Below are 16542 nucleotides of genomic sequence, written 5' to 3' on the forward strand. Positions count from 1 at the left end.
GAGTTCAATCGGACGGTTGTTCCGGGTCAACATGAGTGTTTTCCGACCATGCGGCCCCTGGCTGCTGTGCGGCATACTCGCGCTGATCATGCAGACCGGACTCCGCGCGGCGGACGCGGCCGACATCGAAGCGTTCGTGCGCGACGGCTGCGAACATTGTCTGCAAGCCGAAGCGTTTTTGGACCGTTTGCATGCCGAGCAACCCACTTTGCGTATCGATGTGCATAACGTCAGTCGGGAAGCCGACGCCGCCGCGCGGATGCGGTCGCTAGCCGGCGCCGAGATGGCGGGTTTGCGCCTACCGGCGTTTTACGTCGGAGGGCGCTGGATTATCGGGTATAGCGCGGGCGGTCTCAGCGACGAGCAGATCCGCGCGGCATTGCGGGGCTCGCAGCGGGCCGATATCGTGACCGGCGACGCCGGCAGTTGCAGCGTCGTCCCCGAGACAAGTTGCGAAACGTCTGCGGTGGTACCCGACTCGCAGCCGGAACGTTTCGGCTTCACGTTCCTGGGCCGGCGGATTGATTTAGATCAGGTCGGGTTACCGCTGTTTACGCTGGCAATGGGCTTGCTGGACGGTTTCAATCCGTGTTCGATGTGGGTGCTACTCTTAATGCTCTCGATGCTGGCGCCGATGCAACAGCGGATGCGGATGCTAGCGGTGGCCGGCACCTTCGTGGTCGTGGAGGGCATCGCCTATTTCGCGTTCATGGCGGCGTGGCTGAATCTGTTTTTGCTGATCGGTTGGTCGCGCGGCTCGCAGTGGGCGATCGCGGCCATCGCGATAGTGGCCGGCGCCATCCATCTGAAAGACTTTTGGGCGTTCGGACGCGGTTTTTCGCTATCGATTCCGGCGTCCGCCAAGCCGGGCATATACGCGCGGATGCGGGCCATCCTACAAGCCGACAACTTGTTCGGTGCCATCGTCGGCGCCGTGGTGTTGGCTGTGCTGGTTCAGGTCGTCGAGTTCATGTGTACTTCCGGTTTTCCGGCTTTGTATACCCGGATACTGACGCTGCGCCAGTTGCAAGGGGCCGAATATTACGGTTATTTGCTGCTCTATAATGCCGCCTATATGCTGGACGACGTGATTGTGCTGGCCGTCGGCGTCTGGACGCTGAGTCAGCGGCGGCTGCGGGAACGCGAAGGACGTTGGCTCAAATTGCTCAGCGGACTGGTCATGGTAGGATTAGGGCTTTATTTGCTGGTTTGAGGACCGGCTGCGCGCATTGGAACTTGGAGAGAGTCGGGAGTATTCGTGGTAGATAACAAGCGCAGACATCCGCGTCTGAAACACCGGGCTAAGATCCGGGTGACGGTTCCGGTTTCGACCGAGACGCAAATCCTCGATATGCGGGATTTCTCCGAAACCGGGTTGTATTTGTTCTGTCCGGTGGAATTGATCCCGCCGATGGGGGCGGTCGTCGAAGTCCAGACCACCGAGTTCGACGACGCGCCGGTGCAGATGGCCAGGGTGGTCAGGATCGATCCGAACGGCGGTTTTGCGGTCGAGTTCGGCGCAAGCTGATCAGGCCCGCACGTTCAGGTGCTGGCCGGAGTTTGGCGCTTGTTGGCTTTTTAGCAATTCGGCGCGCGCTTTGGCCGCCATCGCGCTGGCTTGCCCGGCCACGCTCAAGTCCTGGCCTGACGGTTGGGCTGGCGCCAAGGCGGCTCGGCGTATCGTATCGGCCTTGGCCAACGTGGCTTGCGGATTGCCGCTGACTTCCGACGTGTCGATGCCGACGTCGCCGCCGGTCGCGTAGCGCACCCCGTCCGGGCCGGTGACGTACTGAAAGTGGGCGCCGCCGGTTGCCAGGCCGCCGGCGGCACTCAGATGGGCTTGCTCGTGCGCGCGGACTTCCCGGTCGCGGGTTTTCAGCTTTTGAACTTGTGCGAGTTGTTCGTCGCTGAGCTGGGCGCTGGCCCCGGTTTGCTGGGTTTTGGTCGAGTCTTGCCGCGCGGCGGCGGAACCGCTCTTCGCCGGACCGGAATAGTCGGGGAATTGAGTGTTGGCGAGGGCCGGAATCGACATGCTGGCCTCCGGAAAGGATAGGCAGGTACTTTACCGCAAGTTTCAGCCGTGGCTCAAGTTTCGGCTTCCGTGGTCTGCCGCCGCAACGCCCAAACCACGTGTTCCCTGACCAGCTCTGAATCGTGGTCCAGCCGGCCGGCCAACGCCGCGCGAATCGCCGCGTCTGGCCTGGCATTCCCGAGCGCGACGGCGATATTGCGTAGCCAGCGCGCGTGGCCGATGCGGCGGATCGCCGAGCCTTCGGTGCGTTGCAGGAATTCGGTTTCGCTCCAGCCGAATAGTTCGATCAGCGTGGCGCGGTCCAAGCGGTGGCGAGGGCGAAAGTCCGCTTCTCCGCTGAGTGTGGCGTAGCGATTCCACGGGCAAATCAATTGGCAGTCGTCGCAGCCGTAAATCCGGTTGCCGAGCAGCGGTCGCAGTTCCTCGGGAATGCTGCCGTGCAATTCGATCGTCAAATAAGACACGCAACGCCGGGCATCGACTCGGTAAGGCGCGACGATGGCTTGGGTCGGGCAGATGTCCAGGCAGGCTCGGCAACTGCCGCAATGCGAAGCGACCGGCGTGTCGGCCGGCAGGGCCAGATCGGTATAGATTTCGCCGAGGAAAAACCAGGAGCCGGCTCGGCGGTTGATTAAATTACTGTGCTTGCCTATCCAGCCCAGCCCGGCTTTCTCGGCGATGGCTTTTTCCAGTACCGGTGCGCTGTCGACGAACACCCGGTAGCCGAATCGGCCGATCTCGGCGGCGATTTTGTCGGCCAGTTTTTGCAGACGGCTACGTAACAGTTTATGATAATCGCGGCCCAGGGCGTAGCGCGACACGAAGGCAGCGGCCGGATCGTTCAGCCGCTCGGCCATGCTGCTCCGATGCTCCGGTAGATAATCCATCCGCGCCGAAATGATGCTGAGCGTGCCCGGCTGCAAGTCGGCCGGCCGGCTGCGTTTAAGGCCATGCGCCGCCATATAGTGCATCTCGCCGTGCATCCCGTTCGCCAGCCAACGCTGCAAGTGGCCTTCGGCGCTGGTCAGATCGGTATCGCTGATGCCGAGTTGTTGAAAGCCCAAGTCCAGGGCCCAGGCCCGAATGTTGGCAACGAATTCCTCGGTGGCGACGAAATGACTTGGGGGCATGGCGGGCAGGAAAATATAATGGGTTTACTGCGTCATTTTACACAAGCCCATGCCCTCAGCCGACCAACTCTACAGTGTTGCCGAAATCCGCGAAGCCGAACGGCGAGCGATGGCCGAACACGGCATCGCCGGTGCGGTCATGATGGCCAGGGCTGGGGCGGCCGCGTTCGAACAAATCCGGCGCCACTGGCCGGAACGTAGGCGCCTGACGGTGTTTTGCGGTGCCGGCAATAATGCCGGCGACGGCTATGTCGTGGCGCGCTTGGCCTTGCTGGCCGGTTATCGCGTCGATGTTTATGCGTTAAGCAATCCGGCCGGTTTGCCGGTGGATGCCGCCGACGCCGCCGAGCGTTATTTTCAGGCCGGCGGCCGGGTCGAAGCGTTGGGCGACAGTCTGCCCGGCGACAGCGTGGTCGTCGACGCACTACTCGGCATCGGCTTGAGCCGGCCGGTATCCGAGCCTTACGCGTCGGCAATCGCCGCGATCAACGCATCCGCCGCGCCGGTAGTCGCTCTCGATGTACCGTCCGGATTGGACGCGGATACCGGCAATGTCTTGGGCTGTGCGGTGGCCGCCGATTTGACCGTGACCTTTATCGGGCTGAAACGCGGCTTGTTGACCGGTTTTGCGGCCGACTATTGCGGCGAAGTCGTGTGCGATAGCCTGGCCTTGCCCGACGAGGTGTTGGCGGCTGCCGGTTCGATTTACCGACTGACCAAAATTCCGCCGCCGCCTCGCCCGCGCGTCGCGCATAAAGGCCACTGCGGCCATGTATTGGCGGTTGGCGGCAATCTGGGTTATAGCGGCGCGATTCGATTGGCCGGCGAAGCCGCGTTACGCACTGGTGCCGGCTTAGTCAGCATCGCGACGCGAGCCGTGCATAGCGCCGTCCTGAATCTTGGCCGGCCGGAATTGATGTGCCACGGCGTCGAATCCTCCGCAGATTTGGCAAGTCTGTTGGACAAGGCCAGCGTCGTCGTTGTTGGTCCGGGTTTGGGGCAAGACGCCTGGGCACGGACGATGTTCGCGGCGGTACTGGCGTCCGGCAAGCCCTGCGTGGTGGATGCCGATGCCTTGAACCTGTTGGCGTCGAGATCCGAACGCCGCGATCATTGGATTTTAACCCCACATCCCGGCGAAGCCGCTCGTTTGTTGGGTTCGACGACCGCCCAAGTCGGTGCCGACCGGTTTGCGGCGTTAGTGAGCTTGCAACAGCGCTACGGCGGTGTTTGCGTACTGAAAGGCGCGGGTAGTCTGGTTGGCGATGGCGAGCGCATCTACGTGTCGTCCACCGGCAATCCCGGCATGGCTAGCGGCGGCATGGGCGATGTCCTCGCCGGACTGTTGGGAGGATTACTGGCGCAGGGCTGGTCGGCGCCGGAAGCGGCCAGACTGGGTGTTTACGTACACGGCGAAGCCGCCGACCGCCTGGCCTTGCGTCACGGCGAGCGCGGCTTGTTGGCCGGCGATTTGCCAGCGGAAATCAGAGAGTTACTCAATTGATCGAAATCGAATTGACCGACGCTTCGGAAACCGAGGCCTTCGGCGCGGCGTTGTGGCAAGCAATGCCGGACAAATGCCTGATGTTTTTGAACGGCGATCTGGGGGCGGGCAAAACCACGCTGATCCGCGGCGCGTTGCGCGCGGCCGGCTATGGCGGAACCGTCAAAAGTCCGACTTTCAGTTTGGTCGAGGAATACCGCTTAAACGGCCGCGCCTTGTTTCATTTTGATTTGTATCGGCTGAAAGATCCCGAGGAATTGGAATGGATAGGGATGGCCGACTATCTGGGCGAGCGGGCTTGGTGTTGTATCGAATGGCCGGAGATGGGGATGGGACAACTGCCGGCGGCCGACCTGGAATTGACCCTGAATTACGTTGGCGAGCATCGTGTGGTTCAAATCAATCACTTACGTGGCGATTGGGAAAATTCGATAAAACTACACTGGAAAAACAAAGACCTATTGCTATAATCTCAACGGAATTGTCACTTTTGGGCTAACGGCTATGCAGCGAATGTCTCGAATTTTCTGGGCGGTGGTCTTGTCTACCGCCGCTCATGCCGTTTTGGCGGCTCAGGCCGAACTGGCCGGTATCCAGTACGGAGCCGCGTCGCAAGTGTCGTTCGCGTTGCCGGGTCCGGTCAAACACCACGCATTCGTGTTGAAAAGTCCTAGCCGTTTGGTCGTCGATTTCGTCGACGCCAAATTCGCCGCGCCACCCGCGCAGCCGCCCGCCGATCATCCCTTGTTTCTGAATGTCCGTAGCGGCATGCACAACGGCAACGATGTGCGAGTCGTCGTCGAACTCAAAAGCGACGCCGATGCCAAGGCCGCGCTGTCCGGTAACGCCTTGCAAATTCAATTAACGCCCAAGGACGAGCCGGTAGCGGCACTGAAACCGCTGGTTAAGCCGGAAGTCGCTAAGTTGGAAAAAGCCGCGCTTGCCCAAGAGCCGGTTGCGAAGCCGGAGTTAAAGCCGGCGGTATTGAAATCCGCCCTTAAGGCCAAGGGCCGGGACATTGTCGTCGCCATCGACGCCGGTCACGGCGGTAAGGACGTAGGCGCTCAGGGTAACAACGGCACGCAAGAAAAAGACGTGGTACTGGCTATCGCCAAACGATTGGCGGCTTCCATCAATCGCCAACCGGGCATGAAAGCCGTGATGATTCGGAACGGCGACTATTTCGTCAAGCTACGCGAGCGGGTGCGCATCGCCCAAGACGCCAAGGCGGATTTGTTCGTGTCCATTCATGCCGATGCGTTCGACGATCCGTCCGCCCATGGCGCTTCGGTCTATACCCTGTCGAATAACGGTGCGTCCAGCGCGGTGGCCCGGTTTTTGGCGGACAGCGAAAACGCGGCGGATAAAGTTGGGGGCGGCGACGGTCGCGATGAGGCCTTGGCTTCGGTATTGATGGATCTCTCGCAAAAGGCGGCCAAGGATGCCAGCCTGCACATCGGCAACAAGGTTCTGAAAAACGTCAAGTCGGTGGGACATTTACATCGCAGCAACGTCCAAAAAGCCGGTTTCGTTGTGTTGAAGTCGCCGATTCCGTCGATTTTGGTGGAAACGGCGTTTATTTCCAACCCGGACGAAGAGCGCCGACTGAACAGCGCCGGCTATCAGCAACAGATGGCCTCGGCAGTGTTCGGCGGCATCATGGCGCATTTCCGGCAATACGCGCCGGCCGGCACGCTGATGGCGCAGTTGTATAAAGCCGGCGGCGGCAGCCGTCTGGCCGCGATCGAAAAAACCGAGCCGGTGGCGGCCGTCAAAACGGAGCCGACGCCGTCGGCAGTTAGCGAAACCGTTGTGGTCGCGGCGCCGTCGGCCAACCAACACGTGATCGGGCGCGGTGAGACTTTATCGGAAATCGCCCAACAATACGGCGTTTCGATGCGGGCGATCCGCGATGCCAACGCAATGAACGACGGCAATCTGCGTGCCGGCCAAGTCATACAAATCCCTCGCAGCAGCTGATTTTTACCGGGTGGTCGCGTCCAAGCGCTTTGACTTTTCCGCCGGTTGCGCTGTAAATTGGCAGGTTTTTTACAACCAAGCCTGGAGCTCGATATGACTCAACTGCCCAACTGTCCCCAATGCCAATCGGAGTTCACCTACGAAGACGGCGAAAGTTATGTTTGTCCCGAGTGCGGACACGAATGGGCGAAGCAAGCCAACACCGACGCCGGCGAAGCGGCCAAGGTCGTGACCGATGCCTACGGCAACGTGCTTCAGGACGGCGACAGCGTGACCGTGATTAAGGATCTGAAAGTCAAGGGTTCGTCGGCTGTCGTCAAGGTCGGGACCAAAGTTAGGAACATCCGTTTGGTGGACGGAGACCACGATATCGACTGCAAGATCGACGGTATCGGCGCGATGGGTTTGAAGTCGGAATTCGTTAAAAAGGCTTGAACAAACGCCGCCGGCCGGACGGCCGACCACTAAAGCCGAGCGACGGTTTTTTGCAACGTTGCTGTCATAAACGCTGGATAGAATCGGGGCTTTTCCATCCCATGATTCGAGACATCCTTCATGCGTTTAACATCCACCCTGTTTTGCTCCGGGATGCTGTTGGCCAATGCGGCTATAGCGACACCGGTTTTCGTCAACGGATTGACCATTTCCGGCGCGACCGGCGACAGTTTCGGCACGTCGGTCAACGACGGCCGGGTCGGCTTTTTCTCCGACATTTATTACGATCCCAACCGTAACGAGTGGTGGGGCTTGTCCGACCGCGGTCCCGGCGGCGGTTCGTTGAATTACGAGACCCGCGTGCAACGCTTCAGTTTGGACATCGATAGCCAAACCGGCGCGATTTCCAATTTCACGCTGCTGCAAACGCTGAAGTTTTCCAAGTCCGGCGCGGCCCTGAACGGCATTGCCCCCAATCCGACCGGAACCTTGGGTAACGCCTTCGATCCGGAAGGTGTGGTGGTCAATCCGCGCAGCGGTAATTTGCTGGTGTCCGACGAATACGGTCCGTCCTTGTACGAAATCGACCGCAACACCGGCGCCGTGGTGAAAACTTATGCGACGCCGGCGAATCTGGTGCCGCGTAACAGCGTCAGCGGTACGGCCAATTACGCGGCCGACACCGGTAACGATGCCGGCAAGCGCACCAACCGCGGTTTCGAAGGCTTGGCGATCAGTCCGGACGGCAAATACGCCTACGCGATCCTGCAAAGCGCGATGCTGGATGAAGGGGCCGGTAGCGGCAAAATTAACCGCATTGTCAAGTTCGATACCGAAACCGGCGCCGCCGTGGCGCAGTATGCCTACGAAATGAAGCGTTCCGGCCAAGGCCAGGGCGTATCGGCGTTGGTGGCGATCAACGACCACGAGTTTTTCGTGTTGGAGCGCAACAATCGCGGCGTCGGCGTCGGCGCCGACTTGGCGACCGCCGATAAGGAAGTCTATAAGATCGATCTGGCCGGGGCGACCGATGTCAGCAACATCGATCTGGACTCCGGTGCGAGCTATACCAAAGTGAGCAAGTCCGCGCAAATTATCGACCTGGACGCCAACACGCTGGCGGCGTTGGGCAATAAGTCGCCGGAGAAATGGGAAGGACTGGCAATAGGACCTAAATTGGCCGACGGCAGTTATCTAATGTTGGCCGGCACCGACAACGACTACAGCGTCACCCAAAACGGTAGCGGCCAGCAATTCGACGTGTACTTTCGGTTTAGCGATACCGATCCTTATGCCGGCTCGATTCAATGCCCGCTGGGCGAAACCAGCGGTTGTGCGTGGACTTCAAATGGTAGTGCCGCCAGTCTGACCGACGAATACAGCCTGCTGCCGGGCGTGCTGCACGCCTACAAGGCTTCGGCCGCCGATTTGGCCGGCTACGTCGCGCCGGTACCGCTACCGGCGGCGTTTTGGATGTTCGGTTCCGTTCTGCTGGGCTGGGTCGCTTATCGCGGGAAAGGCCGCGACTGAGCCGGCCGGATTGGCGACTGAGATGGCCGTAGCTTTAGTCGCTCGGTCGCCTTGCACCAATGATCGTCAAATGGTTTTCGGTCTGGAGAACGAAAAAAATGCTTGTAGCGGCTTCAGCCGCGATCGACGGCTTTCGAAGTAAGGAAATGCTTGAAAACCGGCTGGTGTGACGCACGAGCCGGCATTTTTCCGCGTGGCGGGCGCTTTAACTGGCGGCGCCGGCCGCGGTGGCCTCCGGAACCTCGATCAGGCTGCCGGTTTTGACGTCGTAAACGTATCCATACACCGGAATGTTACCCGGAACCAATGGATGGGCCTTGATGCGCTTGACGTCTTCCAACACGCTGTCCGCTTGATTCTTAATGGTCAGCCAATTGATGAATTTGCCGTCGGTGGAACCTGGACCCGCGCCGTGATCGTGCCAGCCGGACGCGTCGACGCTGGCGGTTTCCAGGCTGCTGGCCAGCAAATCGCTCATGATTTCGTTGGTGAAGGTTTCCATGCCGCAATCGGTATGGTGAATCACAAACCACTCTTTCGTGCCCAGCAATTTATAAGAAATCACTAGCGAGCGAATTGCGTCGTCGCTGGCGCGGCCGCCGGCGTTACGGATGACGTGGGCGTCGCCCTCGGACAGACCGGCGTATTTGGCAGGGTCTAGGCGGGCGTCCATGCAGGTCAGAATGGCGAATTGGCGGGCGGGCGGCATCGCCAGATCGCCTTTGTTGAATTCGGCGACATAGCCGCGATTGGCTAGGAGTACTTCGTTAAGAATTTTGCTCATAATTACCTCGGTGGGGTGGGGTGGAAAAGACGTCTGGTTTAAGACAGCAAAACCAGACGATGTAACGACTATCTCCGGGGCGCATTCTATCGACCTTGCTCTCTGGTTTAAAGAGGCGAATTGGTTTATAAATCTTAAACCACAGGTTTATAAATAGGTGCCATGGATAAGTTTAACAACATGCGGGTGTTTTGCCGGATCGTCGAGCTCGGCACCTTCTCGGCGGTTGCTCGAGAATTGAAGTGCTCGACGATGATGGTCAGCAAATATATGGCCCAGCTCGAAGCGTCGTTAGGCGTGGTTCTGTTGAACCGCACCACGCGTAGCTTGAGTTTGACCAGTGCCGGCGAGGCTTACTACCATCGCAGCCGGCAGTTGCTGGAGGACTTGGCCGATTTGGAAGCCGCTACCGGTCAGATGGGCGAGCGTATCAAGGGCCACATCAAGGTCAGTGCGCCGATCGATTTCGGCGGCATGTACATGGTACCGGTCATCGAACGCTTTTTGCTGACCTATCCGGAAATCAAGATATTGATGACCTTGGACAACAAACCGCCTAATTTGCGCATCGGCAATTTCGACATTTCGCTGTTGGTCACCGATACCCTGGACCCCGGCGTAGTGGCGCGCAAGATCGCAGAAACCGAACTATGCACCTATGCGTCTCCCGCCTATTTGACCGAACAAGGCACGCCGCAACATATAGAGGATTTGAGCGACCACCGCTGCCTGCATTACGTCGATACACCGCACGGCGATTATTGGTTGTTTAACGTCGCCGGCGAATTGCAGCGGATTAAAGTGGATTGGTTGCTGGCCTCCAACAACGGCCGGGCGCTCTGCCAAGCCGCCGCGTTGGGCATGGGCATCGTGCGGGCGCCGCGCCTGTCGGCCGCGCCGCATTTGCAAAATGGCGAGTTGGTCGAAATTCTCAAGGATTACCAGCGCCCAGCGCTGGCGGTCTACGCCACCTATTTGCAACGCCGATTTTATCCGGCCAAACTCACCGCCTTCGTCGAATTTCTGCTGGACTATTTCGGCAAGTGACGCGAGAGGCAAGAGACGATTCGGATGGACCCAAGTTGGCCGCCGAGTCGCGATTGCGGGTCAAACACAGGTTTCACTGATCATCCTCGAGAGCTGAATGTCGACTTGCTCCGTCATGCCCGTAACGGTAAACATCGATTTGCCTGATAACCTTTGCCAAATCCGCCAAACCTGGAATCGTAGTCTACCGGCGGATTGCCTTTAGTTGAAACCGATTTGCTTGGTTTCAGTCTGTTGCTCAAGCTTATGACTGGCGTAAATTGCTTGTGCTTCCGCGTCGTTATCCAGCGGATACACGCCTATCGCCCGGCCGGCGGCGGCTTTTGCTCCCTTGGATTCACGCAATAGAGTCCAGAGGGAGCCGATTTTGGCGGTATTGGTTTACTGACGCCATTGCGCGAGCAGCGCGAGCTGTTGTTCGAGCGTCGGCAGGCCGGGTCTGGCGCCCAAGCGTGTGCAGCACAAGGCGCCTGCCGCGCTGGCGTAGCGCAACAGGGTTTGCCATTCCAGGCCGGCGGCCAGACCGGCGGCGAAGGCGCCGTGAAACGCATCGCCGGCGCCGGTGCTGTCCACCGCCAGCACCGGCGGCGCTTCCAACGCGCCGGTTTCCGTGCCGCGCCGCCAGATCAAACCGCGCGCGCCGAGCGTGATGACGGCAACAGGCGCCAGTTCGGCGAATTTGACGAGCGCCGCCTGTTCGTCGCCGGCATATTGCACGGCCATTTTTTCCGAGCAAATCGCGTAATCGACTTTGTCCAGCAAGGCCAAGGTGCCGGCGTGCAGCGAGCCGCCGTCCAGCACGCTGCCGGTCTTGTCGTCCGCCGCCGCCAGCGCGGTCAGCGAGAGTCCCGGTTCGTGACCGTCGCAAAGCAGGACTTTGGCTTCCCGGCCGGTGAAGCTTAATCGCTCGGCCGGCAAGGCTTCGGTCCCGCCTTTGTAATTGATGAGGGCCCGTTGGCCGTTGGGCTTGACCAGTACCGCCGATAGCGGCGTCGGCGAATCGCCGCGCACCACCCATTGCGTACCGACCCCGGTCGCCAGCAATTCCCGCAAGTGGCTGTCGCCGTAGACGTCGTTGCCCAAATAGCCGCAGAAGCCGGCGCTAGCGCCCAATCGGGCGACCGCCACCGCCGCGTTGGCGGCCGGTCCGCCGCCGCAGCCAAGCAAGTCGTCGGCGACGGTCTTTTCGTCGGGACCGGGATGGTGCGAAATCGCGAATACCAGGTCGTAACTGGCGTGACCTATGCAAAGTACATCCAAGCGTTGGGCGTTCGTTGTCATCGGCGGATTGTGTTCGTGGTTAAATGAGCGATTATACCTTCCGAACCGACCGGAAAAGTCCGGCGATGCCTTGAGACGCAGGCGGGCAGATGATTTAATGTCGTCCGTTTTTCCGGTCGCGTCGCGGCCGGTATGTTCGCCGGCCGGCCGGTTTATCCCGTTACCTTTACCAAAACCTTGAATATCAAAGCCGTTTTAGTGTCCCTTTCCTTATTCGTTTTGTCGGAGTCCGTCTTGAGCGCTGAACCCAACCCAAGTCCCGTGGAAGAGCGAGTGCAAGCGCTATTGGCGCAAATGACGTTGGAAGAAAAAGTCGGCCAAATGACCCAGATCGACTTCAGCGTGGTGTCGGTCGCCAATGGTCAGGATGCCGAGAATCCGGTCGATCAAGCCAAATTGGACGACGCCATCTTTAATCATCACGTCGGTTCGATTCTGAATACGCCGACCACGCCGAACAACCGTGCCCAGCCTATCGAAAAATGGCGGAACATCACCCAACGCATTCGGGACACCGCCGCGCGGTCGCGCTTGAAAATTCCGGTGATTTACGGCATCGACGCGATCCACGGCGCCACCTATACCCAAAACTCGGTCTTGTTTCCGCAGGCGATCAGCATGGCGGCGACCTTCAATCCCGAATTGTCGTTCAAGGAAGGCGAAATCGTCGCCCGCGAGGTCAAAGCTTCCGGTTTGGACTGGAATTTCTCGCCGGTGATGGACATTGGCCGACAGCCGCTGTGGCCGCGCTTGTGGGAAACCTACGGCGAGGACGTGCATCTGGCGCAAACCTTGGGCGGCGCGTTCATTAAAGGCCACCAGGGCGAGGATATGGCCGCCGCCGACAAGGCGCCGACCTGTCTAAAGCATTACGTCGGCTACAGCTATCCGTTGAACGGCAAGGATCGCACGCCGGCCTGGATCGGCGAACGGGCCTTGCGCGAATGGTTTTTACCCGGATTCGAAGCCGGCGTATTGGCCGGCGCGCCGAGCGTGATGATTAACTCGGCCGAAGTCGATGGCATACCCGGCCACGCCAATTATCATTATCTGACCGAGATCCTGCGCGGCGAACTGGGTTTCAAAGGCTTCACGGTGTCGGACTGGGAAGACATCATCCGTCTGCACACCCGCGACAAACTGGCGGCCAGCCCGCGCGAGGCGGTGAAGATGGCGGTGATGGCCGGCGTGGATATGAGCATGGTGCCGTTCAATTTCAGCTTTTACGATTTATTGCTGGATTTAGCCAAAAGCGGCGAAGTGCCGGTCAGCCGTATCGACGAGGCGGTGGCGCGCATTCTGCGCGTCAAATTCCAAACCGGTCTGTTCGAGCGTACCGAGCCGGCGTTGCCGGTGGCCGGCTATTTCGCAACCGCCGAGGCGGTTGAGGTCAATCGACAAGCGGCGCGGGAAGCCATTGTCTTGGCGAAAAACGACAACCGCATGCTGCCGCTGTCCAAAACAGCCAGTATTTTGGTGACCGGTCCGACCGCCAATCTGCTCAGTGTGATGAACGGCGGTTGGACGATTACCTGGCAAGGCGCATCCGAGGAACTGTATCCGAAACAGTATCCGACGTTGTTGCAGGCGATTCAGCGTAAAACCAGCGGCCAAGTCACCTTTGTCGGCGGTCAGCGTTTCAGCGATGAAATCAACATTGAACAGGCGGTTAACGAAGCCCGCAAACACGACGTGGTGGTGTTGGCGCTGGGCGAAAAAACCTATACCGAAACCGAGGGTAATATTGACTCGTTGGCGCTGGACCCGGTGCAACTGCAGTTGGCTAGGGCGATCTTCGAAATCGGCAAGCCGGTGGTGTTGGTGACTTTCGGCGGCCGGCCGCGCATCATCACCGAAATCGCCGACAAGGCGAGGGCGGTGGTATTGGGCTTTTTGCCCGGTATGGAAGGCGGCGCGGCGCTGGCCGACATTTTGTTCGGCGATGTCAACCCGAGCGGCAAACTGCCGATTTCCTACCCGCGCGTGGTCAACGACATCACGCCCTACGACCATAAACCCATCGAAGCTTACGAGACCAATCAATATCGGCCCTTGTATCCGTTCGGCCACGGCTTGAGTTACACCCATTTCGAAACCAGTGGATTGTTGGTGAAACCGGCGCAAATCAAAGCCGGCGACAGCGTGGAAGTTAGCGTCAGGGTTAAAAATACCGGCACGCGGACCGGCAAGGAAACCGTGCTGGTTTACTTGAACGACATAGCGGCTTCGGTATCGCGCCCGGTCAAGCAGCTAAAAGCCTTCGAGAAAGTCGAGTTGCAGCCCGGCGAGCAAAAGACCTTGCATTTTACGTTGACCGCTCAGGCCATGTCCTTCATCGGATTGAATATGCGGCGTGTCGTCGAACCGGGCGATTTCAAGGTGATGGTCGGTGACGAATCCGTGCCGTTCAGTGTCTTGCCGAATTAAGCGGAGAGTGCCATGACCGACGCGCCGAAAGCCGCCAACCCGCATCTGGGTTCGCTGACGATCCTGACTTCGCTGTTTTTCATCTGGGGTTTCATCACCTGCCTGAACGACATTCTGATTCCGCATTTGAAGGCGGTGTTCACGTTGAACTACTTCCAGGCGATGCTGATTCAGTTTTGCTTTTTCGCGGCCTACTTCGTGATGTCGGTGCCGAGCGGCCTGTTGGTCGAAAAGCTCGGTTACCAACGCGGTATCGTTATCGGCTTGGCTGTGGCGGGCTGCGGTTGTCTGTTGTTTTATCCGGCGGCCTGGCTGCGCCTGTATCCACTGTTTTTGACCGCGTTTTTCGTGTTGGCTTCAGGAATTACCTTGTTGCAGGTCGCCGCCAACCCTTACGTCACGGTGCTTGGGCCACCGGAAACCGCATCGAGTCGCTTGACCTTGACTCAGGCCTTCAATTCGCTGGGCACCACGCTGGCGCCGTTTTTCGGGTCCTGGTTGATATTGGCGACGGCGGTGAAAAGCGCCGAGCAGATTCAAGGTTTGAGCGCGGAGGACTTGGCGGCCAATCAGGCCGTCGAAGCGGCGGCGGTACAGCATCCGTATTTGCTGTTGGCGACGGTGCTGTTTTTACTGGCGGTCGTGTTTGCGCTGCTGAAACTGCCGGCCGTCGGAGCCGAAGCGTCGTCAGCCGATGGCGTAGGCGGCGACAGCCGGGCCAGCGCCTGGTGTTACCCACATCTGGTGCTGGGTGCGCTGGCGATTTTTGTTTACGTCGGCGGCGAAGTGTCTATCGGCAGCTTCTTGGTGAGTTTTCTGAGCCAGCCGGACATCGGCGGCTTCACCGAAGCCGAAGCCGGTCGCTATGTGTCGTTTTATTGGGGCGGGGCGATGGTCGGCCGCTTCGTCGGCGCGGCGGCGATGCGTTCATTGGCGCCCGGCGGCGTGCTGGCGTTCAACGCCTTGAGCGCGGCGGGTTTGGTGGCCGCGACGATGTTGATCGGCGGCGGCTGGGCGATGTGGACGATCTTAGCGGTCGGCTTGTTTAACTCCATCATGTTTCCGACCATATTTTCGCTGGCCTTGACCGGCTTGGGCAAACATACCGGGCAAGGCTCCGGGATACTCTGCGCCGCGATTGTCGGCGGCGCGATTTTACCGGTGTTGCAAGGCGCGTTGGCGGATCGCTGGGGGATACAACATGCGTTTATCGTCCCACTGCTGTGCTATCTGTACATCGCCTATTACGGCTGGCGGTGCCGCGCGCTGCAAGTTGCTTAATGTCTTGGCGCCTCAGCCTTTCAGGAACTTGGCGCGAGTCGGCGAATGGATGATTAACTCCGGTATCGCCGATAGCGGCAGTTCGCCGTCGGTTGCCCCCAGTTTCACGGCTTCCTTGGGCATGCCGTAGACCACGCAACTGGCCTCGTCCTGTGCGACGGTCAAGGCGCCGGTGTCGTGCAATTCCTTCATCCCGTGGGCGCCGTCGTCGCCCATGCCGGTCATGATGATGCCCAACGCGTTTCGGCCGGCCGCCTGGGCCGCCGAGCGGAATAGCACGTCGACCGACGGCCGATGCCGACTGACCAACGGGCCGTCCTTGATTTCCACCCGATATTGGGCGCCGCTACGCCTCAGCAACATATGCTTGCCGCCCGGCGCGATCAGCGCCAAGCCAGGAATAACCCGGTCGTCTTGCTCGGCTTCCTTGACGTTGATTTGACACAAACTATCCAGGCGCTTGGCGAACGCGGCGGTAAAGGCTTCGGGCATGTGTTGCACGACGACGATGCCCGGCGTGGTGCGCGGCAGTCGGGTCAATACGTATTCCAGGGCCTGAGTGCCGCCGGTCGAAGTGCCGATCGCCACGACCCGGTCGGTGGTTTCGCCTATCGTCGTCGCGGTCGAGGGCGCGATCACCGAGTCGGCGTTCAATTTCGGGTTGACGGTCAACGTGGCTTTCGGGCCGGCCGGTGCGGTCTTTTTGACGCGGGCACGGGCGGCGCCGCGGATTGCGTCGGCAACCTGGCTTTGGGCTTCCTGCAAAAAGCCCTTCAAGTTGACGGTAGGCTTGGTAATGATATCGACCGCGCCGGCACTCATGGCCTGCATCGTCACTTCGGCGCCGCGCGCGGTCAACGTCGAGCAAATGACCACCGGCGTCGGCCGTTCGCTCATCAGTTTGCGTAGAAAGGTGATGCCGTCCATCCTCGGCATTTCGATATCCAACACGATCACGTCCGGCCAATCTTTTTCCATCTTGGCTTGCGCGAAGATCGGGTCCGGCGCCGAACCGATGACCTTGAAACCGGGAATGTCGGCCAGTAGCGCGGTTAATACCTGTCTGACGACCGCCGAGTCGTCCACGATGAAGATTTTGATGTCCGTCATA

The 16542-nt window shown here is 59.7% G+C and carries 16 protein-coding genes; 10 read left to right on the forward strand and 6 right to left on the reverse strand.

Annotated elements, in window-relative coordinates; genetic code table 11:
* Window positions 1-88 precede the first annotated feature (88 nt).
* Together ACP4CD_RS02350 and ACP4CD_RS02355 are read left to right on the forward strand one after the other, a co-directional pair.
* Window positions 89-1213: a glutaredoxin family protein gene (locus tag ACP4CD_RS02350; RefSeq protein WP_426994650.1), complete on the forward strand. Its 1125-nt coding sequence runs from the start codon at window positions 89-91 to the stop codon at window positions 1211-1213.
* A 45-nt stretch (window positions 1214-1258) separates the two neighbouring features.
* Entirely contained in the window at window positions 1259-1528 is a 270-nt protein-coding gene (locus tag ACP4CD_RS02355) for a PilZ domain-containing protein (RefSeq protein ID WP_426993287.1), read from the forward strand.
* Here the strand turns inward: ACP4CD_RS02355 and ACP4CD_RS02360 are convergent, their stop codons facing one another.
* Together ACP4CD_RS02360 and queG are read right to left on the reverse strand one after the other, a co-directional pair.
* A complete protein-coding gene (locus ACP4CD_RS02360; RefSeq protein WP_426993289.1) occupies window positions 1529-2032 on the reverse strand; it encodes a putative metalloprotease CJM1_0395 family protein in 504 nt (167 codons plus the stop codon).
* A gap of 53 nt (window positions 2033-2085) precedes the next feature.
* Window positions 2086-3162, reverse strand: coding sequence for a tRNA epoxyqueuosine(34) reductase QueG (queG, locus tag ACP4CD_RS02365; protein ID WP_426993291.1), 1077 nt, complete (start codon window positions 3160-3162; stop codon window positions 2086-2088).
* A gap of 49 nt (window positions 3163-3211) precedes the next feature.
* Here queG and ACP4CD_RS02370 point away from each other — a divergent pair, with 49 nt between their 5' ends.
* The 5 genes from ACP4CD_RS02370 (at window position 3212) to ACP4CD_RS02390 (ending at window position 8611) form a co-directional block, all read left to right on the forward strand.
* A complete protein-coding gene (locus tag ACP4CD_RS02370) occupies window positions 3212-4666 on the forward strand; it encodes an NAD(P)H-hydrate dehydratase (protein WP_426993292.1) in 1455 nt (484 codons plus the stop codon).
* On the forward strand, window positions 4663-5136 hold the full coding sequence (tsaE, locus tag ACP4CD_RS02375) for a tRNA (adenosine(37)-N6)-threonylcarbamoyltransferase complex ATPase subunit type 1 TsaE (protein WP_426993294.1): 474 nt from the start codon (window positions 4663-4665) through the stop codon (window positions 5134-5136). Before ACP4CD_RS02370 ends, tsaE begins: the two co-directional genes overlap by 4 nt.
* A gap of 34 nt (window positions 5137-5170) precedes the next feature.
* Window positions 5171-6646, forward strand: coding sequence for an N-acetylmuramoyl-L-alanine amidase (locus ACP4CD_RS02380; RefSeq protein WP_426993295.1), 1476 nt, complete (start codon window positions 5171-5173; stop codon window positions 6644-6646).
* Between the two features lie 93 nt (window positions 6647-6739).
* A complete protein-coding gene (locus tag ACP4CD_RS02385) occupies window positions 6740-7081 on the forward strand; it encodes a zinc ribbon domain-containing protein YjdM (protein ID WP_168029538.1) in 342 nt (113 codons plus the stop codon).
* A 120-nt stretch (window positions 7082-7201) separates the two neighbouring features.
* Window positions 7202-8611 carry an esterase-like activity of phytase family protein gene (locus ACP4CD_RS02390; RefSeq protein WP_426993298.1) on the forward strand — a complete coding sequence of 470 codons (1410 nt, stop codon included), beginning with the start codon at window positions 7202-7204 and terminating at the stop codon, window positions 8609-8611.
* 205 nt (window positions 8612-8816) lie between these two features.
* Here ACP4CD_RS02390 and ACP4CD_RS02395 read toward each other — a convergent pair whose 3' ends face one another.
* Window positions 8817-9395 carry a beta-class carbonic anhydrase gene (locus ACP4CD_RS02395; RefSeq protein ID WP_064025688.1) on the reverse strand — a complete coding sequence of 193 codons (579 nt, stop codon included), beginning with the start codon at window positions 9393-9395 and terminating at the stop codon, window positions 8817-8819.
* 162 nt (window positions 9396-9557) lie between these two features.
* On the opposite strand from ACP4CD_RS02395, the gene ACP4CD_RS02400 reads away from it, so the two are divergent.
* Window positions 9558-10442, forward strand: coding sequence for a LysR family transcriptional regulator (locus ACP4CD_RS02400; RefSeq protein WP_426993300.1), 885 nt, complete (start codon window positions 9558-9560; stop codon window positions 10440-10442).
* Between the two features lie 201 nt (window positions 10443-10643).
* Here the strand turns inward: ACP4CD_RS02400 and ACP4CD_RS02405 are convergent, their stop codons facing one another.
* Window positions 10644-10787: a hypothetical protein gene (locus tag ACP4CD_RS02405; RefSeq protein WP_168029532.1), complete on the reverse strand. Its 144-nt coding sequence runs from the start codon at window positions 10785-10787 to the stop codon at window positions 10644-10646.
* A 36-nt stretch (window positions 10788-10823) separates the two neighbouring features.
* Window positions 10824-11723, reverse strand: coding sequence for a carbohydrate kinase family protein (locus ACP4CD_RS02410; protein ID WP_426993301.1), 900 nt, complete (start codon window positions 11721-11723; stop codon window positions 10824-10826).
* Window positions 11724-11957: 234 nt separating this feature from the next.
* Between ACP4CD_RS02410 and ACP4CD_RS02415 the strand changes: the two genes are divergently transcribed.
* Window positions 11958-14150 carry a glycoside hydrolase family 3 N-terminal domain-containing protein gene (locus ACP4CD_RS02415; RefSeq protein WP_426993302.1) on the forward strand — a complete coding sequence of 731 codons (2193 nt, stop codon included), beginning with the start codon at window positions 11958-11960 and terminating at the stop codon, window positions 14148-14150.
* 12 nt (window positions 14151-14162) lie between these two features.
* A complete protein-coding gene (gene fucP, locus ACP4CD_RS02420; protein ID WP_426993304.1) occupies window positions 14163-15431 on the forward strand; it encodes an L-fucose:H+ symporter permease in 1269 nt (422 codons plus the stop codon).
* A gap of 12 nt (window positions 15432-15443) precedes the next feature.
* On the opposite strand, the gene ACP4CD_RS02425 is transcribed toward fucP, so the two are convergent.
* Complete coding sequence (locus tag ACP4CD_RS02425) at window positions 15444-16541, reverse strand: protein-glutamate methylesterase/protein-glutamine glutaminase (RefSeq protein ID WP_064025678.1); 1098 nt, start codon at window positions 16539-16541, stop codon at window positions 15444-15446.
* Window position 16542 lies beyond the last annotated feature (1 nt).

The sequence above is a fragment of the Methylomonas stagni genome, assembly GCF_050154735.1.
Classification (GTDB): domain Bacteria; phylum Pseudomonadota; class Gammaproteobacteria; order Methylococcales; family Methylomonadaceae; genus Methylomonas; species Methylomonas koyamae_A.

Bases quoted from the DNA above. Each gene is read 5' to 3' on its own strand.
- ACP4CD_RS02350 (WP_426994650.1), top strand. From the start codon at position 89: ATGCAGACCGGACTCCGCGCGGCGGACGCGGCCGACATCGAAGCGTTC.
- ACP4CD_RS02410 (WP_426993301.1), bottom strand. From the start codon at position 11,723: ATGACAACGAACGCCCAACGCTTGGATGTACTTTGCATAGGTCACGCC.
- ACP4CD_RS02385 (WP_168029538.1), top strand. From the start codon at position 6,740: ATGACTCAACTGCCCAACTGTCCCCAATGCCAATCGGAGTTCACCTAC.
- ACP4CD_RS02395 (WP_064025688.1), bottom strand. From the start codon at position 9,395: ATGAGCAAAATTCTTAACGAAGTACTCCTAGCCAATCGCGGCTATGTC.
- ACP4CD_RS02380 (WP_426993295.1), top strand. From the start codon at position 5,171: ATGCAGCGAATGTCTCGAATTTTCTGGGCGGTGGTCTTGTCTACCGCC.
- queG (WP_426993291.1), bottom strand. From the start codon at position 3,162: ATGCCCCCAAGTCATTTCGTCGCCACCGAGGAATTCGTTGCCAACATT.
- ACP4CD_RS02370 (WP_426993292.1), top strand. From the start codon at position 3,212: ATGCCCTCAGCCGACCAACTCTACAGTGTTGCCGAAATCCGCGAAGCC.
- ACP4CD_RS02425 (WP_064025678.1), bottom strand. From the start codon at position 16,541: ATGACGGACATCAAAATCTTCATCGTGGACGACTCGGCGGTCGTCAGA.
- ACP4CD_RS02360 (WP_426993289.1), bottom strand. From the start codon at position 2,032: ATGTCGATTCCGGCCCTCGCCAACACTCAATTCCCCGACTATTCCGGT.
- ACP4CD_RS02390 (WP_426993298.1), top strand. From the start codon at position 7,202: ATGCGTTTAACATCCACCCTGTTTTGCTCCGGGATGCTGTTGGCCAAT.
- fucP (WP_426993304.1), top strand. From the start codon at position 14,163: ATGACCGACGCGCCGAAAGCCGCCAACCCGCATCTGGGTTCGCTGACG.
- ACP4CD_RS02400 (WP_426993300.1), top strand. From the start codon at position 9,558: ATGGATAAGTTTAACAACATGCGGGTGTTTTGCCGGATCGTCGAGCTC.